Source organism: Labilibaculum sp. K2S (genome assembly GCF_030372765.1).
Lineage (GTDB): Bacteria > Bacteroidota > Bacteroidia > Bacteroidales > Marinifilaceae > Labilibaculum.
The window spans coordinates 1-20,104 of the sequence record NZ_JAUCMW010000020.1; the positions used below are offsets into that span (position 1 = coordinate 1).

Genomic DNA, 20,104 nt, shown 5'->3' on the forward strand with positions numbered 1-20,104 from the left:
AATATGAAACTATTAAGTCCGATCAATTAGGGATATTTTAATATCGAACTCAGGTAATTAGTATTGTAATTGAAAATTGACGCAGTCAAATAATCTCTATCTGCGCAGCACCAATCCATTGGGAAAGCATTATACTGGTTTGATCGGGATATTTGGATTATTAATCTATTTCGGGTTTTTCAAATCATCTCTTATTGTTTTTATGTATCTAAATACATGACTAATCATTGATATGTCCCAAAATTGAAAATGTTTATCTAAGATCTAAAATCGATCTTCCTCCTATAATATAATTTCATCAAATATTAATATAGCCCAATATTTGTTTTACCTGGGTCAATAAAAAGGCATTCGAATAGGTCTGGTTAGTGGCTAAATTATGGTGTTGTAGAAGAAACATAACACCATGAATCTATGCAGAACTCACAGTAAAATTGAACAAGTAGGCGATAGGACTGTTGCAACGGGGGTATAGATATCTCAACATAAACAGGATTGAGTTTCATATTAAATTGGCATGTGTAGAACCAATGGTTAGGATTAATGATTCTGACTATTAGTTGTTTGGCAAAATTATAACATGTCAAAAACAAATGAGGAATAAAGACTAGTAATTAATTGGAAGAATGTTATTGCAGTTATTCAAGGGAGTTTTTAAATAAATTAGATTAAATAAAAAATGATGAGTAGAGTTCAAAAAGTAAAATTTAAGTCAACAAAATGGCCGGTGTATTTTTTGTCAGGTTGTATTGTAGTGTTATTTGCTGTTAGTGCATGTGCTCAAACAAAAGCACAAAAATATGGACCAGTGTTTAATAATTTTGTTTATCAAGGAAACGACAAGGTTTATAATGATTTTCCGTTAAAGGAGGGGGAATTCTATAATCCAATATTGCAAGGATGTTATCCAGACCCGGCTATTACAAGAAAAGGAGATGATTACTATATGGTATGTTCGTCGTTTGCCATGTTTCCCGGAGTACCAATTTTTCATTCAAAAGATCTGGTAAATTGGAAACAAATTGGTCACGTTTTGGATCGCACATCACAATTAGATGTTCATGATACCGGCATCAGTTCAGGAGTGTATGCACCTGGAATAACATATAATCCTCATAATGATACTTTTTATATGATTACTACTGCGTTTGCCGGAGGACTGGGGAATATTATTGTTAAGACCAAAGATCCAATGAAAGGGTGGAGTGATCCTATCAAACTGGATTTTGCAGGTATTGATCCTTCTATATTTTTTGATGATAATGGGAAAGGATATGTTGTGCATAATGATGCTCCCGCAAAAGGTAAAGAATTATATAATGGGCATCGGGTTATCAAAGTTTGGGAATATGATGTGGAAAATGACAAAATCATCCCTGAATCAGACATAGTAATTGTGAATGGTGGAACTGATATTTCTAAAAGACCAATTTGGATTGAAGCTCCTCACTTATATAAAAAAGATGGCAATTATTATTTAATGTGTGCTGAAGGAGGTACCGGAGGCTGGCATAGTGAAGTAGTATTTATTGGGTCAAGTCCTAAAGGACCTTTTAATCCAGCACCAAGCAATCCTATATTAACACAAAGATATTTTGGCAGCAATAGAGATTATAAAGTTGATTGGGCTGGTCACGCAGATATTGTAAAGGGACCGGGTGATAAATATTATGGAGTATTTCTTGCCATTCGCCCTAATGAAAAGGATCGGGTAAATATTGGACGTGAAACATTTATTTTACCTGTAGATTGGTCGGGTTTGTTCCCCGTTTTTGAAAATGGCCTTATACCTATGGAACCAAAATTAAAAATGCCTGAAGGTGTAACCAGGAATAGAACAGGTAAGGATGGATTTTTTCCCAATGGAAACTTTGAGTATAAGGAAGATTTCAATTCGGAAAACTTGGATGATAGATGGATAGGACTTAGAGGGCCTCGAGAAGAATTTATCTCTTTAACAAAAAAAGGGTTAGGAATTAATCCGTTTGATGTAAATATAAAAGAGCTTAAACCTACATCAACACTATTTTACCGTCAGCAACACAATAATTTTTCCTTTTCAGCAGATATTGACTATAAGCCATCTTCAGAAAAAGATTTAGCAGGAATAACATGTTTGCAAAATGAAGGTTTTAATTATGTTTTTGGAATTACTAAGAAAGAAAAAGATTATTACCTCGTACTTCAAAGGACGGAAAAAGGGCAGTCTGTGGTTATTGCAAGCGAAAAAATAGACATTAAAAAACCTCTTGGATTAAAAGTTGCTGCAGATGGGGATAAATATGAGTTTTCTTATTCCATTGATGGATCTGATTTTATAAACGTTGGCGGAGTTGTTTCCGGAGATATACTTTCAACCAATAAGGCTAAAGGATTTACGGGCTGTTTATTAGGTTTGTATGCTACCGCTGCAAATGATGCTCAACCAAATTAATTAACGAGCAGTTAGCTTATAAAGTACATGGTTAAAAATGCGCAACAAAACCAAAACTATATATATTCTTTAATAATAGGTAGTTGCAGGCACTGTGGGGATTCTTGCAGTAATCAATAATTTAAAAAACAAATCCTTTCTAAAAAAGGAAAAAAGGAGTCAATTGTGTTTGATATTCAGAATATTAAATTTTGAAAGGAATACGGTTGGCTTTTTTTATAGTGTAATTTTGGCATAAATTATTTGTTCTTGTTTAGTGCCTTGAGGGAGTGAATAATTAAGATATATAGGATCAATAACTACCTTTTTTGTTTGCTATATTTATTTGAAATGCATTTATTTCATTGAATACTATCTTAGTAATTGAATTAATGTATTATACCAAATTAACATCAAAATAGGCTTTAATTAAAATGAATTAATTTTTAGCTGTATCGAGGCAAAAAAGTAAAGCATAGCCATGTTACGATGCATCTTTTTTAACGAAGATATAGCTGAAAAGAAACATTTGATAAGGCTTGTTTTGATGTTAATTTGGTATTATATCAGGATTGTTTATGTCTGATATTGAAAGTGAAATATCTTAAAATGAAATAGGCTGATTTGATTAAAGCTTAATTTAGTACAAATTAGATTCTATTATTATAAGTATTAATAAGCTTTTCGAAGTCTCATTAATAAATGTTTTAAAGATCGATAAGTGAATTATTTATTTTCAATAAGGAGTGGAATATTTTTTAATTAAAAAATTTAAAATGAAGTTTATCCGTTTATACAGTATCCTTTTTGTATATATCTTAATTTGTAGTCAACTTTATGCTCAGGAAAATTTGGCACATAATCCAGTGATATATGCTGACGTACCTGATATGTCCATGGTACGAGTAGGTGATACCTACTATATGAGCAGTACTACTATGCACATGGATCCGGGAGTTCCAATTATGAAATCTACGGATCTTGTTAACTGGGAACTGGTTAACTATGCATATAATGTGTTGGAAAGTAACGATGCACTATCATTAAATAATGGAAAAAATGCTTATGGAAAAGGTTCATGGGCAAGTTGTCTTCGTTATCATGAAGGAAAATATTACGTAAGTACTTTTTCTAGTACTACAGGTAAAACACATATTTATACGACAAAAAATATTGAAAAAGGACCATGGAAGATGATGTCTTTCAAACCTTCGTTACATGACCATTCCCTGTTTTTTGACGATGATGACCGCATATATATGATTTATGGCAGCGGCAATATTAAAATGGTTGAATTGAATAAAAAGTTAACAGGCATTATCCCGGGATCAGAAAAGGTGATTATAGAAAATGCAGGTGCACCTGCAGGATCCAATGTGGGATTGCCAGCCGAAGGATCTCAACTATTCAAAATTAATGGCAAGTACTACTTGTTTCATATTACATGGCCCAAAGGAGGAATGAGAACAGTTATTGTTCATCGGGCAGATAAAATTGCAGGACCTTACGAAGGTCGTGTAGCATTGCAAGATAAAGGTGTGGCTCAAGGAGGGCTAATTGATACTCCGGATGGAAAATGGTTTGCCTACTTGTTCCGCGACAATGGTGCTGTAGGTCGTATTCCATATATGGTACCCGTTACGTGGGAAAATGGATGGCCGGTGTTCGGAGTAGATGGAAAAGTTCCTGAAACACTTCAGTTACCCCCCTCAAGAGGTTTAATTCCTGGTATTGTTGCATCAGATGAATTCAATAGAACCAAAAATGAGGAGGATTTGCCATTAGTTTGGCAATGGAATCATAATGAAGTGGATAATTTTTGGTCAGTAAAGGATAGGGATGGTTATTTGCGTTTAATAACTAGTAGAATCGATACTTCATTTTTAACGGCCAGAAATACTTTGACTCAACGAACCATTGGTCCTGAATGTTCAGGATCAACTAAGTTGGATGTTTCAAATATGAAAGATGGTGATTTTGCAGGTTTGGCCTTGTTGCAAAAAAAATATGGCTTGGTTGGGGTGAAAAATGAAAATGGAGCAAAGAAATTAGTAATGGTTAGTGCTCAAACAAATAAACCAGTTGAAATTGAAAGTTTACCCTTTGAGCAGGAAATAGTTTATTTAAAAGCAGAGTGCGATTTTAAAGAACGTAAGGACTTAGCTGAGTTCTATTACAGTTTTGATGGTGAAAACTGGAAAAAAATAGGAGTCTCCTTGAAAATGACTTACTCTCTGGCTCATTTTATGGGGTATCGGTTTGGTCTTTTTAATTATGCCACAAAAATGGTTGACGGTTATGTTGATTTTGACTATTTCCATATTAGCAATACAATTTCTCCAAAAGAAGAGATGTATGTGTTCCTCAGTTTGGGACAATCTAATATGGAGGGAAACGCACGATTCGAACCTCAGGATACTGTTAATGTCAATGAGCGTTTTCAAGTACTGGCAACTGTTGACTGTCCTGAATTAAACAGAAGCAAAGGTAACTGGTATACAGCAATTCCACCTTTGTGTCGCTGTTATACAGGCTTAACTCCTGTAGATTATTTTGGGCGCACTCTAGTAGAAAACCTTCCGGAGAACATTAAGGTTGGTGTAATCAATGTGGCTGTTGGGGGATGTAAAATTGAACTGTTTGATAAAGATAATTATAAAACCTACGTTGAATCGTCGCCTGATTGGTTGAAGAATATGGTTAAGGATTATGATGGGAATCCGTATATGCGTCTTGTTGAAATGGCAAAAATAGCTCAAAAAACAGGTGTAATAAAAGGCATTTTGTTACATCAGGGGGAATCAAATACAGGCGATACACTTTGGACAAAGAAAGTTAAGTTGGTGTACGATAATTTGATAGCTGATCTGAATTTAAATCCTAAAAAAGTTCCACTGATTGCAGGTGAAATGGTTAGTGCCGGCGAAGAAGGGAGTTGTGCAAGTATGAATTCAATAATAGCCACACTTCCTGAGGTTATTCCGAATTCATATATTATTTCTTCAGAAGGTTGTCCGGGTGTTCAGGATCATTTGCATTTTTCGGCTGAGGGATATAGAATGTTAGGTGAACGTTATGCTGAAAGGATGTTGTTATTATTGAAAAATAAAAAAGAATTAAAATAGGATGGGTATAATTAGGTCACTGTCTGGTCTCTTTATTAGCGATGGTATGTTGTCAATTTTTTGCAAATCGATAATCTGTTTAATATCGGCTGTCCGACAAATTTTAGTTCATTAATATGATCCATATTTATAAAGTGTCTCTCAAAATCAAATTATAACTTTGAGAGAAAAACAGTTAGGAAGGATCCACTCCTTTTTTATTTTTATACCAATTTACAGGTAAATTTACTCGCAGGTATAATGCCGGTAGATATTTAAAACTCAATCGTAATCCCGAATTATTGGGAAAAATGATTGAGTAAATTTAGATACTAACCGGTATTAGTCGGATACAAGCTAACTGTTATATCTAATCTTAGAGGAATATTATCTAAAATTAAAAATCGTAATTATGCTAATAGTGTATTATTGTTTTGCAATTGGTTAATAAAACTAGCAAACCATGCTGGAATAGCATAAATGATAAATAAACGCATTAATAATATAATTAGTGGAAGTTGTTGATTTTATTCATACAAAACAACTTAAGGTCTCGTCTAGGGCATTTCCAATGTCAGATTATTTATTTGAACCATCAATATGGGAAAGGAGTAAACTTTATGAAGATGCCGAAATTATTTGAACAGGTCAATATGGTTTTGGTAGTTGAAATATGATACATGTGCTGATCTTTCTGCAGGTATCTGATTGCGAAATTTAGGAAATGATAATGCTTGTGGTGAGTCTTTTTGTTTGTTTGATGGTAATTGTTACCGGGAGGATCAGCTGTGTATTTAGATGTCAAATATTTTTTTGAATGAAAAGTGATGTTTGAATTAGTATTCCCAAGTTTTTTGTATGGCAGTTGAAATTTTATAATTTAGCCCTTTATAGGGCTAGATAAATGTTGATGATTGCCAATAAACAGTTGCAATTGAGTTCGGTAAATGTTTTTCATAGTGTGCGATAACAATAACAAGAGGAAGAAAAGATTATGAGATTACGAAAATTGATATTTGTATTTTTTTTTATCTATGAATTGAGCTTTGGAGTGTTTAATGCCGTTGGTATAAATGAGGTTCAGTTTTTTAATTTGAATGAAACATATGGTTTATCTTTTCGTGAAGCGAATAAGGCTTGTAGTGATGATGACGGCTTTATTTGGATTTCTTCAAAAATGGGAATTGTAAGGTATTCTCATGATGATATCAGGACTTATCAATTGCCTTTTGAAACTGTTGACATTCTAACCGTTAACCTTGTTTATGAAAAGTCCGGACTGTACTCATATACAAATAATGGACAAATTTTTAAATATAATAAAGTCAAGGATGAATTTGAATTAGTAATTAACATATCAAAACAATTAAGTAATAATTATATCTCAATTGATGAAATGCTGGTTGACAGCTTTGGTAATTTATGGTTAGCATCTACTTTCGGTTTGTATTTTTACAATAAGGAATCTGGTTTGAAAATAGTAGGTGCGGCTGAAGCTGTACAATCCTTAGTATGGTATGATTCAAAACAATTTTTATATTCGATAAATGGGAAAATAAAGTTTTTTAATACAATTGATTTCAGCTCTGAAGTATATTATTCTTTCGCGAAAGCGACAAATTATGTTGTTACTTCTTTGTATTACGATCATGGTTTAAATAGGCTGTGGATCGGTACAATGGCAGATGGATTGCTTTATTTAAAAGAAGAGAGTGGACGTTTCAATTTGTTGGGTATAAATAGCATCCCAAATCAGCCAATACTTGATATTGAACGTAATTCTGAATCAACTTTGTTAATTGGAATAGATGGACAAGGTGTATGGGAAATTAGCGGAGATAATGGTAAGGTTATAAACGTTTTTAAGGAAGATGTTGACAATTCTAATTCATTACAAGGTAATGGAGTTTATGATATTTTTTGTGATAAAAATAAACGGGTTTGGGTATGTACTTATAGTGGGGGAGTGTCTTATTATGATCAGGAAAATTCAAACGTTACAAAAATAATTCATGTAGCCAATAATTCGAATTCTCTGGCTAACGATTGTGTTAATAGTGTTTTTGAAGATCGTGATGGAAATATTTGGTTTGCCACTAATAATGGAATCAGTTATTTGAATGTAGATAGTAATCAATGGAAAACGTACTATTATAACAATAAGGAACATGCTCAGGTATTTCTTTCCCTATGTCAAGATGAAAAAGGGCGGATATGGGCAGGTTCATATTCTTCGGGCGTATATATAATTGATCCAAAAACAGGAATGGAATTAGCACATTATTCGCAAGAAGAAACAAATGTGGAATTTGCAAATAATTTTGTATTTAATATTTTAAAAGATAGTGCAGGGGATATTTGGATAGGAGGAGTACGAGGTGCCTTAATGTGTTATAAATCAGATGAAGACCGGTTTGTTTCATTTAATAACCTTACAGTTAATGTAATGCGGGAATTTAATTCCGATAAATTATTGATAGGTACAACCAATAGTTTGATTTTATTTGATAAGAATAGTGGAAGTACTGAGAGTCTTGTGGAGGGGTATCTGGTTTATGATATTTTTTTAAGGAATAACGTTGTTTGGCTTTGCACCAGTGGCGATGGGATCATTAAATATAATCTTTTAACAAAAGAGAAGGAGCAAATTTCTGTCGATTCTGGTTTGGCAACAAATTTTGTAAATAGTATTGAATATTTAAATGGATTTTTTTGGGTAGGAACAGAAAAAGGAATTTGCAGATTGAATGAAAAAGATAATACGGTTGTAACTTTTAGTTCTTTGCACAATTTAAACAATGTGTCTTATAATAAAAATTCACATTTCAGACTTAGTTCTGGAAAGCTAATATGGGGAACTAATAAAGGAGCCTTAATTTTTGATCCGGATCAAATAGCATTGCAAAAATATAATGGGAAGATATTTTATCAGGAGCTTACCGTTGCTGGTCGTTCAGTTCGGGAATCATCTGACATTAAATTGGAATCTCCTTTAGATAGTTTGAAGGAACTGTTTCTTAAACATTATCAGAATACAATTAGTTTGGAATTGATTCCAATCGGTGTTACATCATTTGGTGCAAAATTTTCGTGGAAGATTGAAGGTTTAGATAAATACTGGAGCAAGCCAGGCAATAATCGTATTTTATCCTACTCCAATCTTCAGAGTGGGGAGTATACTCTTCGGGTTAGGATGTACGACAGTTCTATGACTGATATTATTGATGAGCGGTTTATTAGCTTAAAAATTATTCCGCCGTACTGGAATACATGGTGGTTTAAATTGCTGGTTTTGATTGTTATTGGGGGGGTTGCAGTTTTTATGTTTAAATATTACATTTATCGTTTGAAAAAGAATCATTCAGAAGAGAAAATTAATTTTTTTGCCAATACCGCTCATGATATAAGAACCTCATTAACCTTGATTAATGGACCTATTGAAGAATTGAACAAAGAACCTGACTTATCAGCTAAAGCATTACATTATCTTTTTCTGGCAACAGACCAAACGCATCGCTTACTAAAAGTAGTTACTCAATTAATGGATTTTCAGAAAGTTGATGTGAGGAAAGAAAAGCCTTTTTTATTAATGTCTGATATTGTGAAAGTAGTTGAGAATAGGGTGATGATGTTTGAATCTTATGCCAAATCAAAAAATATTGCAATAAAATTTGAATCAAATGTTTCAACTTTTACTACTGCTTTTGATGAGGTTATGATTGAAAAAGTTGTTGATAACTTAATTTCCAATTCAGTGAAATACTCCTTTGAGAACGCACCTATATTGGTTAAGCTGAATTGCACAAAGAGCAAATGGATATTAGAGGTAAAAGATAGGGGATTAGGAATTAGTAAAATTGCCCAAAAACAGTTATTCAAGGAGTTTTATCGGGGCGAAAATGCCATAAACTCTAAAGTTATAGGTTCCGGTATTGGCTTATTATTAGTGAAAAATTATGTCGATCTGCACGGAGGGAAAGTTATTTGTTCAAGTCAGGAAAATATTGGATCTACTTTTCAGGTTGTACTGCCAATTATAGAAACAGATAAGTTTAAAGAAAATAAACCAATATCCAATAAAACATTAATCAATCCAGAATATATAGGCGAAGATTTGAATAAAGAATTACTTGATGTTATTGAGCCATCTGTTGATTCAAAAATGAAAGTATTGATTGTTGAGGATAATGATTATTTGCAGGAATTTTTGAAATTGGCATTAACTTCCAGTTTTCAAATATTTTTAGCTGCTGATGGAGAGCAGGCCTGGAAAGTTATTGTTAAAGAGTTTCCGGATTTAGTCGTGTCAGATATTCTGATGCCAAACATGAATGGGTATGAGTTATGCCGCAAAATTAAATCAACTTATGAAACTTCTCATATTCCAATTATCTTATTAACAGCCTTATCTGATAAGGCTCAACAGTTAAAGGGCTTAGGGCTTGGGGCAGATGATTATATCACAAAACCCTTTGATGTTACTCTTCTTCAGCAGAAAATAAGAACCATTATTCAAAATCGTGAAGTTGCACGAGATAAGGCTTTGAAAACTATTAAGCTTAACGAGGATTGTGTGCAAGTCTATGACAATCAACTTAATGAGCAATTTGTCAGGCAGATGGTGGAAGTTGTTCGGGAGAATATGAGTAATTCTAATTTTTCAAAGAATGATTTTGCATCTAAAATGAATGTTAGTTCTTCATTATTATATAAAAAAGTAAAATCACTCACAAATCAATCACCAACAGATTTTATTAAATCCATTCGACTTGATTATTCATTGACATTATTGCAATCAAAAAAATATTCCATTACGGAAATTAGTGAGTTATCTGGGTTTGCTACTGTGGGGTATTATAGTACTGTTTTTAGGAAATATTACGGAAAATCACCTTCTCAGGTCTTATGATTCGTATTTTTATCGGTGATTAAAAAATATATTCACCCAAACGTCTTCGGTTTAGCTTGTATACAAACTTATATGGATATTCTTGTTAATATTTTCTTATATCCTGATTTTCCACAATGTTTCTTTAAGTTCTACAAATGGTTATCTGAAACGTCTATGTTAAAGTAATTTTTATACCAATTTGATTCCAAAAGTATCTTAAAATAATTTTCAGCTGTATCAAGTCTAAAAAGTAAAAGAGAGTCGGCTTACCCAGAACTGCATCTTTTTTAACGAAGATATAGCTGGAAAGAAATTTATACAGCAGGTTTTGATGTTAATTAGGTATTATACTAAGCTCGAAAAGACCATTTTAAACTCAGAGTAATTGTGTTACTGCCTAAGGAAGTAAGATTCCTGCATTGTTTAAATTTATCATTCCTTTTTTAAGCAATAATGATGGGTGTGACCGCATCGACGGCACGCAACTACTTTTATCAAGTCCTGACTTATATCGATTGGTATTTGAATTGAAAATCGACAAAGTCAAATAATCCCTGCCTGCACAACCCCGAATAGATATTAATTTGTCAATTCCGATGATTCAGGACGGCATTCCTAAGTAATGATATGTTTGTTTTTTGTAAGAATATCTGAAATTGAAAATTACATATCCAGAATTAGTAATCATTAATATTAATTGTATTTATTTTTGATTTATTAACAATTATTAGTCTAATACAAAGGACAATTAATTTCAATGAACTTGGAGAAATGTAAGGTGATGAAAAAGGGATTCTGTGCGTTTATTTGTAGAGTTGTTCTCTTATTTAGTTTATCTATAACTTTTTTAACTGGTATTTCTAAATCAGGTATAAATTGCTTTGTGTTTAGATCAGATAGTTTGGTTGCTTACTTTGACCATTTCTCATATAAGAGGAATAATGACTTTTATAAGAATGATCCTTTGTCAAGAAATGATTGTTTTTATCATCCAATTTTATCAGGATGTTTTTCAGATCCCAGTATTTGTAATAATGGAAAAGACTACTTTTTAGTTACTTCTATTTTCTCGTACTTTTCAGGGGTATCTCTGTTTCATTGTTCTGATATGGTTAATTGGAAACAATTTAATCTTATGTTGATCAAAATCAAATAATTACAATTTAAATACCAAAGTGTGAGTGAGTTTTTTTTGCATCAGCAATTGACTATGGTCTAAACAATCAAACATATTATTAAGCTTACCACAAATATGCGTTGTAGTAAATTATTTGTCAAGCCCAAAGATCCGAAAATTTGAAGAGGGGAGTGATCTTTAATTATAAAATTGCTTCGAGCGCTTGCCTGAGAATTATTTACTGATTGGTAAAACTGGAAATAGATAAGAGTGTAAAAAACTAAATTATATATACGTGATAACACGGAAACGATTGAGGCGAACAACTATAGTACAAAAGATCTTAAAGTTGCTTCGGATGGAAATAATTTTAGGTTTTTATTTGAGAAATGATTAATGTTTGTAAAATCTGCCTGCAGACAAAAAGTGCACACTCTATGTGTTTGTATATGAGACTGTAAAGACTGTTAGCGTAAGTGTTTATTTGTTTGGGTTAAGAAAAAAAAATGAGGAATTATAAGCGATAAAACCCCCAATATATCAATTTGTAATAATTATTAAATTTATTAAATTATGATTACAGAAATTTATGAAAAACTAATTGTGTATTGCAGCTTTTTAAGTGAATACCTAAATCGAGGGAGGCGTTTAAGGTTTGATAATGATATAGGAATAAACAAAGGTTTATTTGCCTCAAAGAATTTGGAATACTTAAGTGAATTTAAGCTGATTATGTAATGGAACGTACAATGTATTTATTTATTCAAAATTTATCCTTATTTAATATGTTAAGGATTAAACTACAAAAGTATTTTTTGCTTCTAGTTGTATTTGTTTTTAGTTCTACTCATGTGTTCTCACAAAATTTAAGAGAAATTAGGGGCACAATAGTATATGAGCAAGAACCAATTGCTGGGGCAACAATCATGGTAAAAGGAAATTTAAACTATGCAACTATTTCAGATTTTAATGGTTGTTTTGTATTAAAAATACCGCAGGAAACACCAATTATCGTTGTTTCGTTTATTGGAATGGAAAGACAGGAAGTTAATGTTGCCGGAAAGACAGAATTCAATTTGATTTTGGTACCTGAAGTGAGTGTATTATCTGAAATAATGGTTGTTGGCTACGGTAAACAAAAGAAAGAGAGTGTTGTAGGATCTATATCCCAGACAAAAGGTGAAACACTGGAAAGAACAGGTGGAGTAACTAGCATTGGAGCAGCATTAACCGGTAATTTACCCGGTGTAATTACGGTTTCTTCCAGTGGAACTCCCGGAGAAGAAGATCCTACTATATATATTCGGGGTCAAAGTACCTGGAATGAAAGTAGTCCACTAATTTTAGTAGATGGTATCGAGCGACAAATGAGTAGTGTAGATATATCTTCTGTGGAAAGTATTTCTGTACTGAAAGATGCTTCTGCCACTGCCGTATTTGGTGTAAAGGGTGCTAATGGTGTTATTTTAATTACTACTAAACGCGGAAAGGAAGGAAAAGCAGAAATTCGTGTTAATCTTAGTGCCACTGTAAAAATACCTTCCAAATTGCCTGGAAAATACGATTCGTATGATGCCTTAAAGCTTCGAAACGAGATTATTGAACGGGAGGTCGCGTTATATCCAGATTCATGGGCCGATTATACTCCCCAAAGCATACTTAACAAGTATCGGAATCAAAGTGATCAGACAGAACGTGAAAGATATGTTAATGTAGATTGGGCAGATGAATTGGTGAAAGACTTTGCAATGTCATACAAAGCAAATGTAAGCGCTTCTGGTGGTACCAAGACTGTAAAGTATTTTACTTCAGTAGACTATATGTCGGAAGGAGATATATTGAAGCATTTTGATAATGATAAGAGTTATTCACCAGGCTATGGTTTTGATCGTATTAATGTTCGCAGTAATTTGGATTTTGACTTAACAAATACCACTGTTTTCTCTGCTAATTTAGCCGGTTCTTATGCCGTTAAGCAAGATGTTTATGGACAAGACGATTGGGAGTTTCGTGTTTGGGAGGCTATTTATACTTCAGCTCCTGATAGTTATTTACCTCATTATCCTGATGGTTCATGGGGCTATTATCAACCAGAACCTTTAGAAGCATTTAATTCGGCTGCAATACTAGCCAATAACGGGATACGTAAAAAAACAACGGCAACCATAACAACGGATTTTACCTTGAAGCAAGATCTAAGTATGTTGTTAAAGGGATTGAGTGCTAAAGGTACTTTGTCTTTTGATAATAAATTTAAAACTGTTGGAGGTGTGAATGATGGTGGAGGAGTTCAATCTAAATGGGTGGATGCCAGCACTGGTGAGGTTTATTATTCAAACTATTTTGGAACCAATCAATTTAATTGGATGCCTTCAAGATGGAGTACACGTGGCGATGAGGTTTATACCAATTCGTGGGGCGGTAGTGAAGATTATCGAAAATTGTTTTATCAATTACAAATGGATTATGCTAAAAAATTCGGTAATCATGATGTTACAATGATGGGACTCTTTAGTCGTGATAAGTATGCAACAGGAAGTGAATTTGAACATTTCCGTGAAGACTGGGTATTTAGAGCAACTTATAATTATGCATCAAAATATTTTGTTGAATTGAATGGTGCCTATAATGGTTCCGAAAAATTTGGACCCGACTATCGTTTTGCTTTTTTCCCTTCGGGAGCAGTAGGTTGGATGCTTAGTGAAGAGAATTTTATGAAAGGGTTAGGCTTTTTGGATATGTTGAAACTTCGTGCCTCATATGGTGAAGTTGGTAGTGACAATACTTGGGTTCGCTTTTTATACGATACACAATGGGCCTATGGAGGTGATGCTAATTTAGGTAACAGCTCCGGTTCCACGAGTCCATATACTTGGTGGAAAGAGGATAGGATTGGTAATCCTGATATGCATTGGGAAAAAGTAGCTAAAACCAATATCGGTGCTGATTTTGCTTTTTTTAATGGTTTATTAGCAGGTAGTGTGGATGTGTTTAAAGATCATCGTACTGATGTTTTATTAGATGGTGGAAAAAGAGCTGTACCATCGTATTTTGGAGGAACACCATCGTATGGTAATCTGGGTGAAGTTGATGTTAAAGGGTATGAGATTGAAGTGCGCTTAAACAAAGTATTGAACAATGGTATGCGTGTTTGGGGTAATTTTAGCATGTCTCATGCTAAAGATAAAGTTATTTTTGCTGATGATGAAGTATTACTTGGTGATTATCAGAAGACTGCCGGAAAACAAATTGGCCAAACTCGTTCGATAATAAGTGATGGTTATTACAATACATGGGATGAAGTGTATGGTAGTACGGTAACGAATGCTTATGATGCTGAAAAATTACCGGGTAATTATCAATTGGTAGATTACAATAGTGATGGTGTAATTGATGATTTTGATCGTGTACCATACGGATATCCTGATCGACCACAAAATACTTACAGTGGTACTGTAGGATTAGAGTGGAAAGGTTTTAGTATCATGGCTCAATTTTATGGTGTAAATAATACAAATCGATCAGTGTATTTCAATAATTTCGGAGGTCGTACCAACAAGGCTTATGAATTAGGTAGTTGGTGGACTTCTGAAAATACCGATGCTGATTTTGCTATGCCTAGATGGAGTTCGCATGTTTATTCCAGAGGTACTACTGATATTTATGATGGGTCATATATAAGGCTAAAGAATGCTGAGGTAGCTTATGAATTTAATAAAACGGTAACCTCAAAATTAGGAATTAGTTCGTTAAGGGTATTTATAAATGGCAATAACTTGTGGATGTGGACTAATATGCCTGATGATAGAGAGGGGCGAAACAATAGTAATAGTGCATATCCAACAATGAAACGCATCAATTTAGGCCTTAATATAACACTATAAAACGGATATGATGAAAAGATATATAAATTTATTATTGAAGGGTTGGGTCTTTTTAATGATTATTGGGCTGGCCTCTTGCGAGGATTATTTAGATAAAGCACCTGAGTCTGAAATATCTAAAACAGATGCTTTTGTTAATTTCTATAATTTTCAAGGTTTTGTTGAAGAATTATATTGTGCAGTTCCTGATATTACTACTGCAAACTGGTCATGTGACTGGAACTTAGGTGATGAGGTAATTGAAAGAGAAAGTGCGGTTTGGTTAAATACTGCTTTTGATAAAGGAGATTATTGGGCTTGGACCAATACTAATTGGATTTCTTACTTGGATAAAGGTAAAGTAGTAACTGGAAAAGGCCAAAGAGAACAGGGGCTATGGCCAAATGCTTGGTATGCCATTCGAAAAGCAAATCTAGGTCTTGAAAATCTGGACAATATGGTAGATGCTACTCAAGAGGAAAGAGATTTAATTGAAGGTCAATTATTGTTTTTCCGTGCTTGGTTTCATTTTAAACTCATGAGTTTTTGGGGAGGATTGCCATATCTTGATAGAGTTTTAGGTTCAGTTGAAAAATTAGAGTTGCCTCGCCTAAGCTATCAGGAATGTGCTGATAAGGCTGCTGCAGATTTTGAGAGAGCTGCAGAATTATTACCGACTGATTGGGATGGTACTGTTGTAGGTAAAGATACAGAAGGTAATAACCAACAACGAATTACTAAAATTATGGCACTTGCATATGCAGGGAAAAACTATTTATATGCTGGAAGTCCGTTAATGAATTATGAGTCAACAGGATCAAAAACCTTTAACGTAGAATACTGTAAAAAAGCAGCTGATGTGTTTGGCGAGTTACTTAAGATTGTTGATGCTGGTCAAACGAATATAGCCCTGCTGAATTTTAGTGATTATAGTGCTTTGTTTTATACTGACGGACGTTCTACTATTCCAGGAGGTATTGGTGATACCAGAGAGGCTATTTTTCAATGCTTAGTAAATGGCGAGTGGTTTAAAGGTTGCCCTTGGGGACCAAGTGCGTTATGGACAGAAGCAAATATAGGAGGTGGGGCTGTTTGTCCAAATGCCAGATTTGTAGAAAATTATGGTATGGCAAATGGTTTACCTATTGATGATCCTAATTCGGGATACGACGCAAATGATCCTTGGGCAAATAGAGACCCTCGTTTCTATCATGATATTATCATTGATGGAGATCAAGTAATCAGTGGTTCAGCTCCTGCAGACAAAGAACAATATAGATATGCACAGCTTTTTACTGGTGGGGCGAGTCGTCAAATTAACAAGTCAGGTAGATCTGGATACTTGCTTAGTAAAGTAACTCCAATGAGAATTAATGAAATTGATGGTTTTAATGGAAACTACATGCATCTTTCATATATGCGTTTAGCAGATGTTTATTTGATGTATGCTGAGGCAGTATTGCAAGGATACGGTTCTGCCAGCAGTAGTGCAAATGATTATACCTTAACTGCTGAAGGTGCATTTAATAAAATACGCGAACGGGCTGGTGCTGGTATTATTGATGCTGGCTATTCAGGTAATAAGGACAAGTTTATGGACGAAATTATTCGTGAACGAGCTATGGAACTTGGATTTGAAGGAGATTTCCGCTTTCAAGACTTGAGACGTTGGTTGTTAGCTGAGAAACAGGAATATAAAGAGAAAACGGCAGTTGAATTTGACCGTGGAGCAGACGGTAAACCTGTTAACTATCGTGAACGCCTAGTGTTAACCAGAGTGTTTGAACAAAAACATTATTGGTTGCCATTGAAAGTTTCTGATGTAACTCTTTACCCGTCTTTCGGGCAAAATCCTGGATGGTAATAATAAATAAATGGAAAAAATGATGAAACATATAAGAATAGGAATGATTTTATTCGGATTGTTCTTCGGCTTTCTGTTTGGCGTAAATGCCCAAATAGATACTGCAAAAGTAGTGGCATCCGATGATGATTCTTTAGTACATGGGACTTTTAATTCTGTTAAGAAAAAGGATATGCCTAATGGTGTCTCGGTATTAAATCCTTCAGAATACTTAGATAAACATTATGGTACTTATCCTTTGGATGGAATTGCAGCTTTTGTTGGAGGCGCTAATCTTTGGAATTTAGGTGACTATTTAGTGTTAATTGATGGAGTTCAACGTGAAATACGTGATATAACTGCAGCAGAAATTGAGCAAATTTCTTTTTTAAAAGGTGCTAATGCCATTGTATTGTATGGTTTGCGAGCGGCCAACGGTGTTGTGCTGATAACAACTAAGCGTGGCAAAGTTGGTGATAAGCAGATGAATGTTCGTGTTAATGCAGGGCTAAATATGCCCAAAGCGTATCCTGAGTATTTAAATTCAGGCGAATACATGACTTTTTATAACCAAGCGCGTGAAAATGATAAATTAGCGGCTTTGTATAGCGATGAAGAAATTGCGAACTACACTGGTCATACTAATACGGATCGTTATCCTGATGTGGACTATTATTCATCTGATTATTTAAAAAAGATGTATAACACATATAGTGTAAATGGAGATTTTTCAGGAGGAAATGATATTGCACAATTTTATCTTTTTGGAGGTTATGAAAGCAATAATTCTTTGTTGAATTTTGGAGAAAGTCAAAATGCGCTGAACTCTCGTTTAAGTGTGCGTGGTAATATTGATTTGAAATTGAATGATTATATCAAGACATACGTGAATATTTCCACTGTTTTTAATTCAGATAAGTCTGGTAACGGTAACTATTGGGAAAAGGCGGCTTCGGCAAAACCGAATAAGTTTTCGCCGCTTATTCCGATAAATTCGATCATGTCTTCAGCGAACGATGCTTTAAGTCTTTTAAAGGAAAATAGTTCGTATTTGATTGATGGAAATTATCTAGCTGGAGGTAATTCCGAATTTGGAACAACAGCATTCGGTGATGAGTATCTGACTGGTTATAAAAATTATATTGATCGTAGATTTCAATATACCAGCGGTGTTGATATTGACTTGCGTAATGTGATTGATGGTCTTTCATTCCATGGACAGGTAAGTATTGACTATATAAATAAGTATAAACAATCTGTTGATAATGGATATGCTGTTTACGAAGCTGAATGGCAACATTTTACAGAAGGTGATTCTATAGTTGGCTTAACGAAGCATGGTAAAGATACTAGAAGTGGTAATCAAAACTTGTCCGAGCAATGGAATCATAACGTTATGGAATCCTTTATTCATTTTGATTACACAAAGACTTTTAATGATAAGCATAATTTGGATGTTGTGTTATTAGCTGCCGGAGCTCGTAAACGTGAGTTTGGTGAATTCCAATCGTATACTAATGCTAATGTAGGATTGCAATTATCCTATAATTTAGACCATAAGTATTACGTTGATTTTAGCGGATCATTAGTAAACTCCACAAAATTGCCAAAAGATAAGCGTACTGCTTTCTCACCTACCATTGGTTTAGGATGGGTTATTAGCGAAGAAGACTTTTTAAAAGGTGGTATTTTCGATCGTTTAAAATTAAGTGCAACAGCAGGAGAGGTTAATACGGATTTAAATTTCGAAGAGTATTATATGTATCAAGGTATCTATTCAAGATCATCTTATTATTCATGGAGAGATGGTGGATATCAAAATCAGGGCTTTACGCCTACGCATGGTGAAAATCTTGATCTTGGATATGTTAAAAGAAAAGAATTAAGTTTCGGGGTGGAAGCCTTAATGTTAAATAAAATGTTAGCATTCAAAGCCAATGCTTTTTTCATCAAAAAAGATGGTTTACCTCAACAAGCATATAGCCAATATCCAAGTTATTTTAAAACAGGTTATCCTTCAGGTTCTTTTGTGCCATTTATTAATTATGGTGTAAATAATTATAAAGGGTTTGATTTTGAAATTAACTACAGAAAACAGTTTGGTGAAGTTGCTTTGACTATTGGTGCTGCAGGCACCTATGTTAAAACTAAAGTGTTGAAAACTGAAGAGGAATTTGGTATAGAGGATTATCGAAGCAGAATAGGAAAACCTACAGATGCTATTTTTGGTTTACAAAGCGATGGTTTTTTTATGAGCGATGAAGAAGCTGCAAATACTACAATAAAGCAAACTTTTGGTGGCGAGCTAAGAGGCGGTGATATCAAATATGTTGATCAGAATGGAGACAATGTTATCGATAATCGGGATCAAATTAAACTAGGAACTTGGGGGAGTCCATTTAATTTTGGTTTAAATGTAACTGCCGAGGTTAAAAACTTTACATTATTTGTGTTGGGGACTGGTTCTTTGGGAGGTATAGCGGTTAAGGATAATGATTATTTCTGGGTTTACGGCGATAAGAAATATTCAAACGTTGTGGTTGATGGCTGGACTGAAGAAACTAAAAACACGGCAACTTACCCGCGTTTATCAACCTTAAGTGGAGCTAATAATTTTAGAACGTCTGACTTTTGGACATATAGTACAGATCGTTTTGATTTAGCTAAAGTGCAGTTAACTTATGCTTTGCCAAAATCCGTTTTAGGCAGCTCATTTGTTAAAGATGTAAATATCTACGTGAGTGGCTCTAATTTATTAACGTTAAGCAAAAATAAGGATATTTTGGAATTGAATTTTGGAAAAGCTCCGCAAACTCGTTTCTATAACCTTGGTGTCAAAGCTGTATTTTAAATGATATCATTAAAATGAAAAC

At 33.9% G+C, this 20,104-nt stretch carries 7 protein-coding genes; all 7 read left to right on the forward strand.

The genetic code is table 11. The features are described from left to right. Positions 1-682: 682 nt before the first annotated feature. The 7 genes from QUH73_RS17065 (at position 683) to QUH73_RS17090 (ending at position 20,082) form a co-directional block, all read left to right on the forward strand. On the forward strand, positions 683-2,434 hold the full coding sequence (locus QUH73_RS17065) for a glycoside hydrolase family 43 protein (RefSeq protein WP_289531650.1): 1,752 nt from the start codon (positions 683-685) through the stop codon (positions 2,432-2,434). A 755-nt stretch (positions 2,435-3,189) separates the two neighbouring features. Beyond that, positions 3,190-5,538, forward strand: coding sequence for a family 43 glycosylhydrolase (locus tag QUH73_RS17070; protein WP_289531651.1), 2,349 nt, complete (start codon positions 3,190-3,192; stop codon positions 5,536-5,538). A gap of 973 nt (positions 5,539-6,511) precedes the next feature. Beyond that, positions 6,512-10,426, forward strand: a complete 3,915-nt coding sequence (locus tag QUH73_RS17075) for a hybrid sensor histidine kinase/response regulator transcription factor (protein WP_289531652.1) — start codon at positions 6,512-6,514, stop codon at positions 10,424-10,426. A 763-nt stretch (positions 10,427-11,189) separates the two neighbouring features. Then, positions 11,190-11,564: a family 43 glycosylhydrolase gene (locus QUH73_RS20950; RefSeq protein ID WP_442913424.1), complete on the forward strand. Its 375-nt coding sequence runs from the start codon at positions 11,190-11,192 to the stop codon at positions 11,562-11,564. 746 nt (positions 11,565-12,310) lie between these two features. Then, positions 12,311-15,409 carry a SusC/RagA family TonB-linked outer membrane protein gene (locus QUH73_RS17080; RefSeq protein ID WP_289531700.1) on the forward strand — a complete coding sequence of 1,033 codons (3,099 nt, stop codon included), beginning with the start codon at positions 12,311-12,313 and terminating at the stop codon, positions 15,407-15,409. Between the two features lie 10 nt (positions 15,410-15,419). Further along, the gene (locus tag QUH73_RS17085) at positions 15,420-17,252 is read left to right on the forward strand and encodes a RagB/SusD family nutrient uptake outer membrane protein (RefSeq protein WP_289531653.1); all 1,833 of its coding nucleotides are present in this window, start codon (positions 15,420-15,422) and stop codon (positions 17,250-17,252) included. 19 nt (positions 17,253-17,271) lie between these two features. Next, complete coding sequence (locus QUH73_RS17090; protein ID WP_289531654.1) at positions 17,272-20,082, forward strand: SusC/RagA family TonB-linked outer membrane protein; 2,811 nt, start codon at positions 17,272-17,274, stop codon at positions 20,080-20,082. The last annotated feature ends 22 nt before the right edge of the window (positions 20,083-20,104 follow it).

What these genes read in the sequence shown, in the direction of transcription:
- QUH73_RS17065 (WP_289531650.1), top strand. Translation starts at nt 683, where the DNA reads ATGAGTAGAGTTCAAAAAGTAAAATTTAAGTCAACAAAATGGCCGGTG.
- QUH73_RS17070 (WP_289531651.1), top strand. Translation starts at nt 3,190, where the DNA reads ATGAAGTTTATCCGTTTATACAGTATCCTTTTTGTATATATCTTAATT.
- QUH73_RS17075 (WP_289531652.1), top strand. Translation starts at nt 6,512, where the DNA reads ATGAGATTACGAAAATTGATATTTGTATTTTTTTTTATCTATGAATTG.
- QUH73_RS20950 (WP_442913424.1), top strand. Translation starts at nt 11,190, where the DNA reads ATGAAAAAGGGATTCTGTGCGTTTATTTGTAGAGTTGTTCTCTTATTT.
- QUH73_RS17080 (WP_289531700.1), top strand. Translation starts at nt 12,311, where the DNA reads ATGTTAAGGATTAAACTACAAAAGTATTTTTTGCTTCTAGTTGTATTT.
- QUH73_RS17085 (WP_289531653.1), top strand. Translation starts at nt 15,420, where the DNA reads ATGAAAAGATATATAAATTTATTATTGAAGGGTTGGGTCTTTTTAATG.
- QUH73_RS17090 (WP_289531654.1), top strand. Translation starts at nt 17,272, where the DNA reads ATGATGAAACATATAAGAATAGGAATGATTTTATTCGGATTGTTCTTC.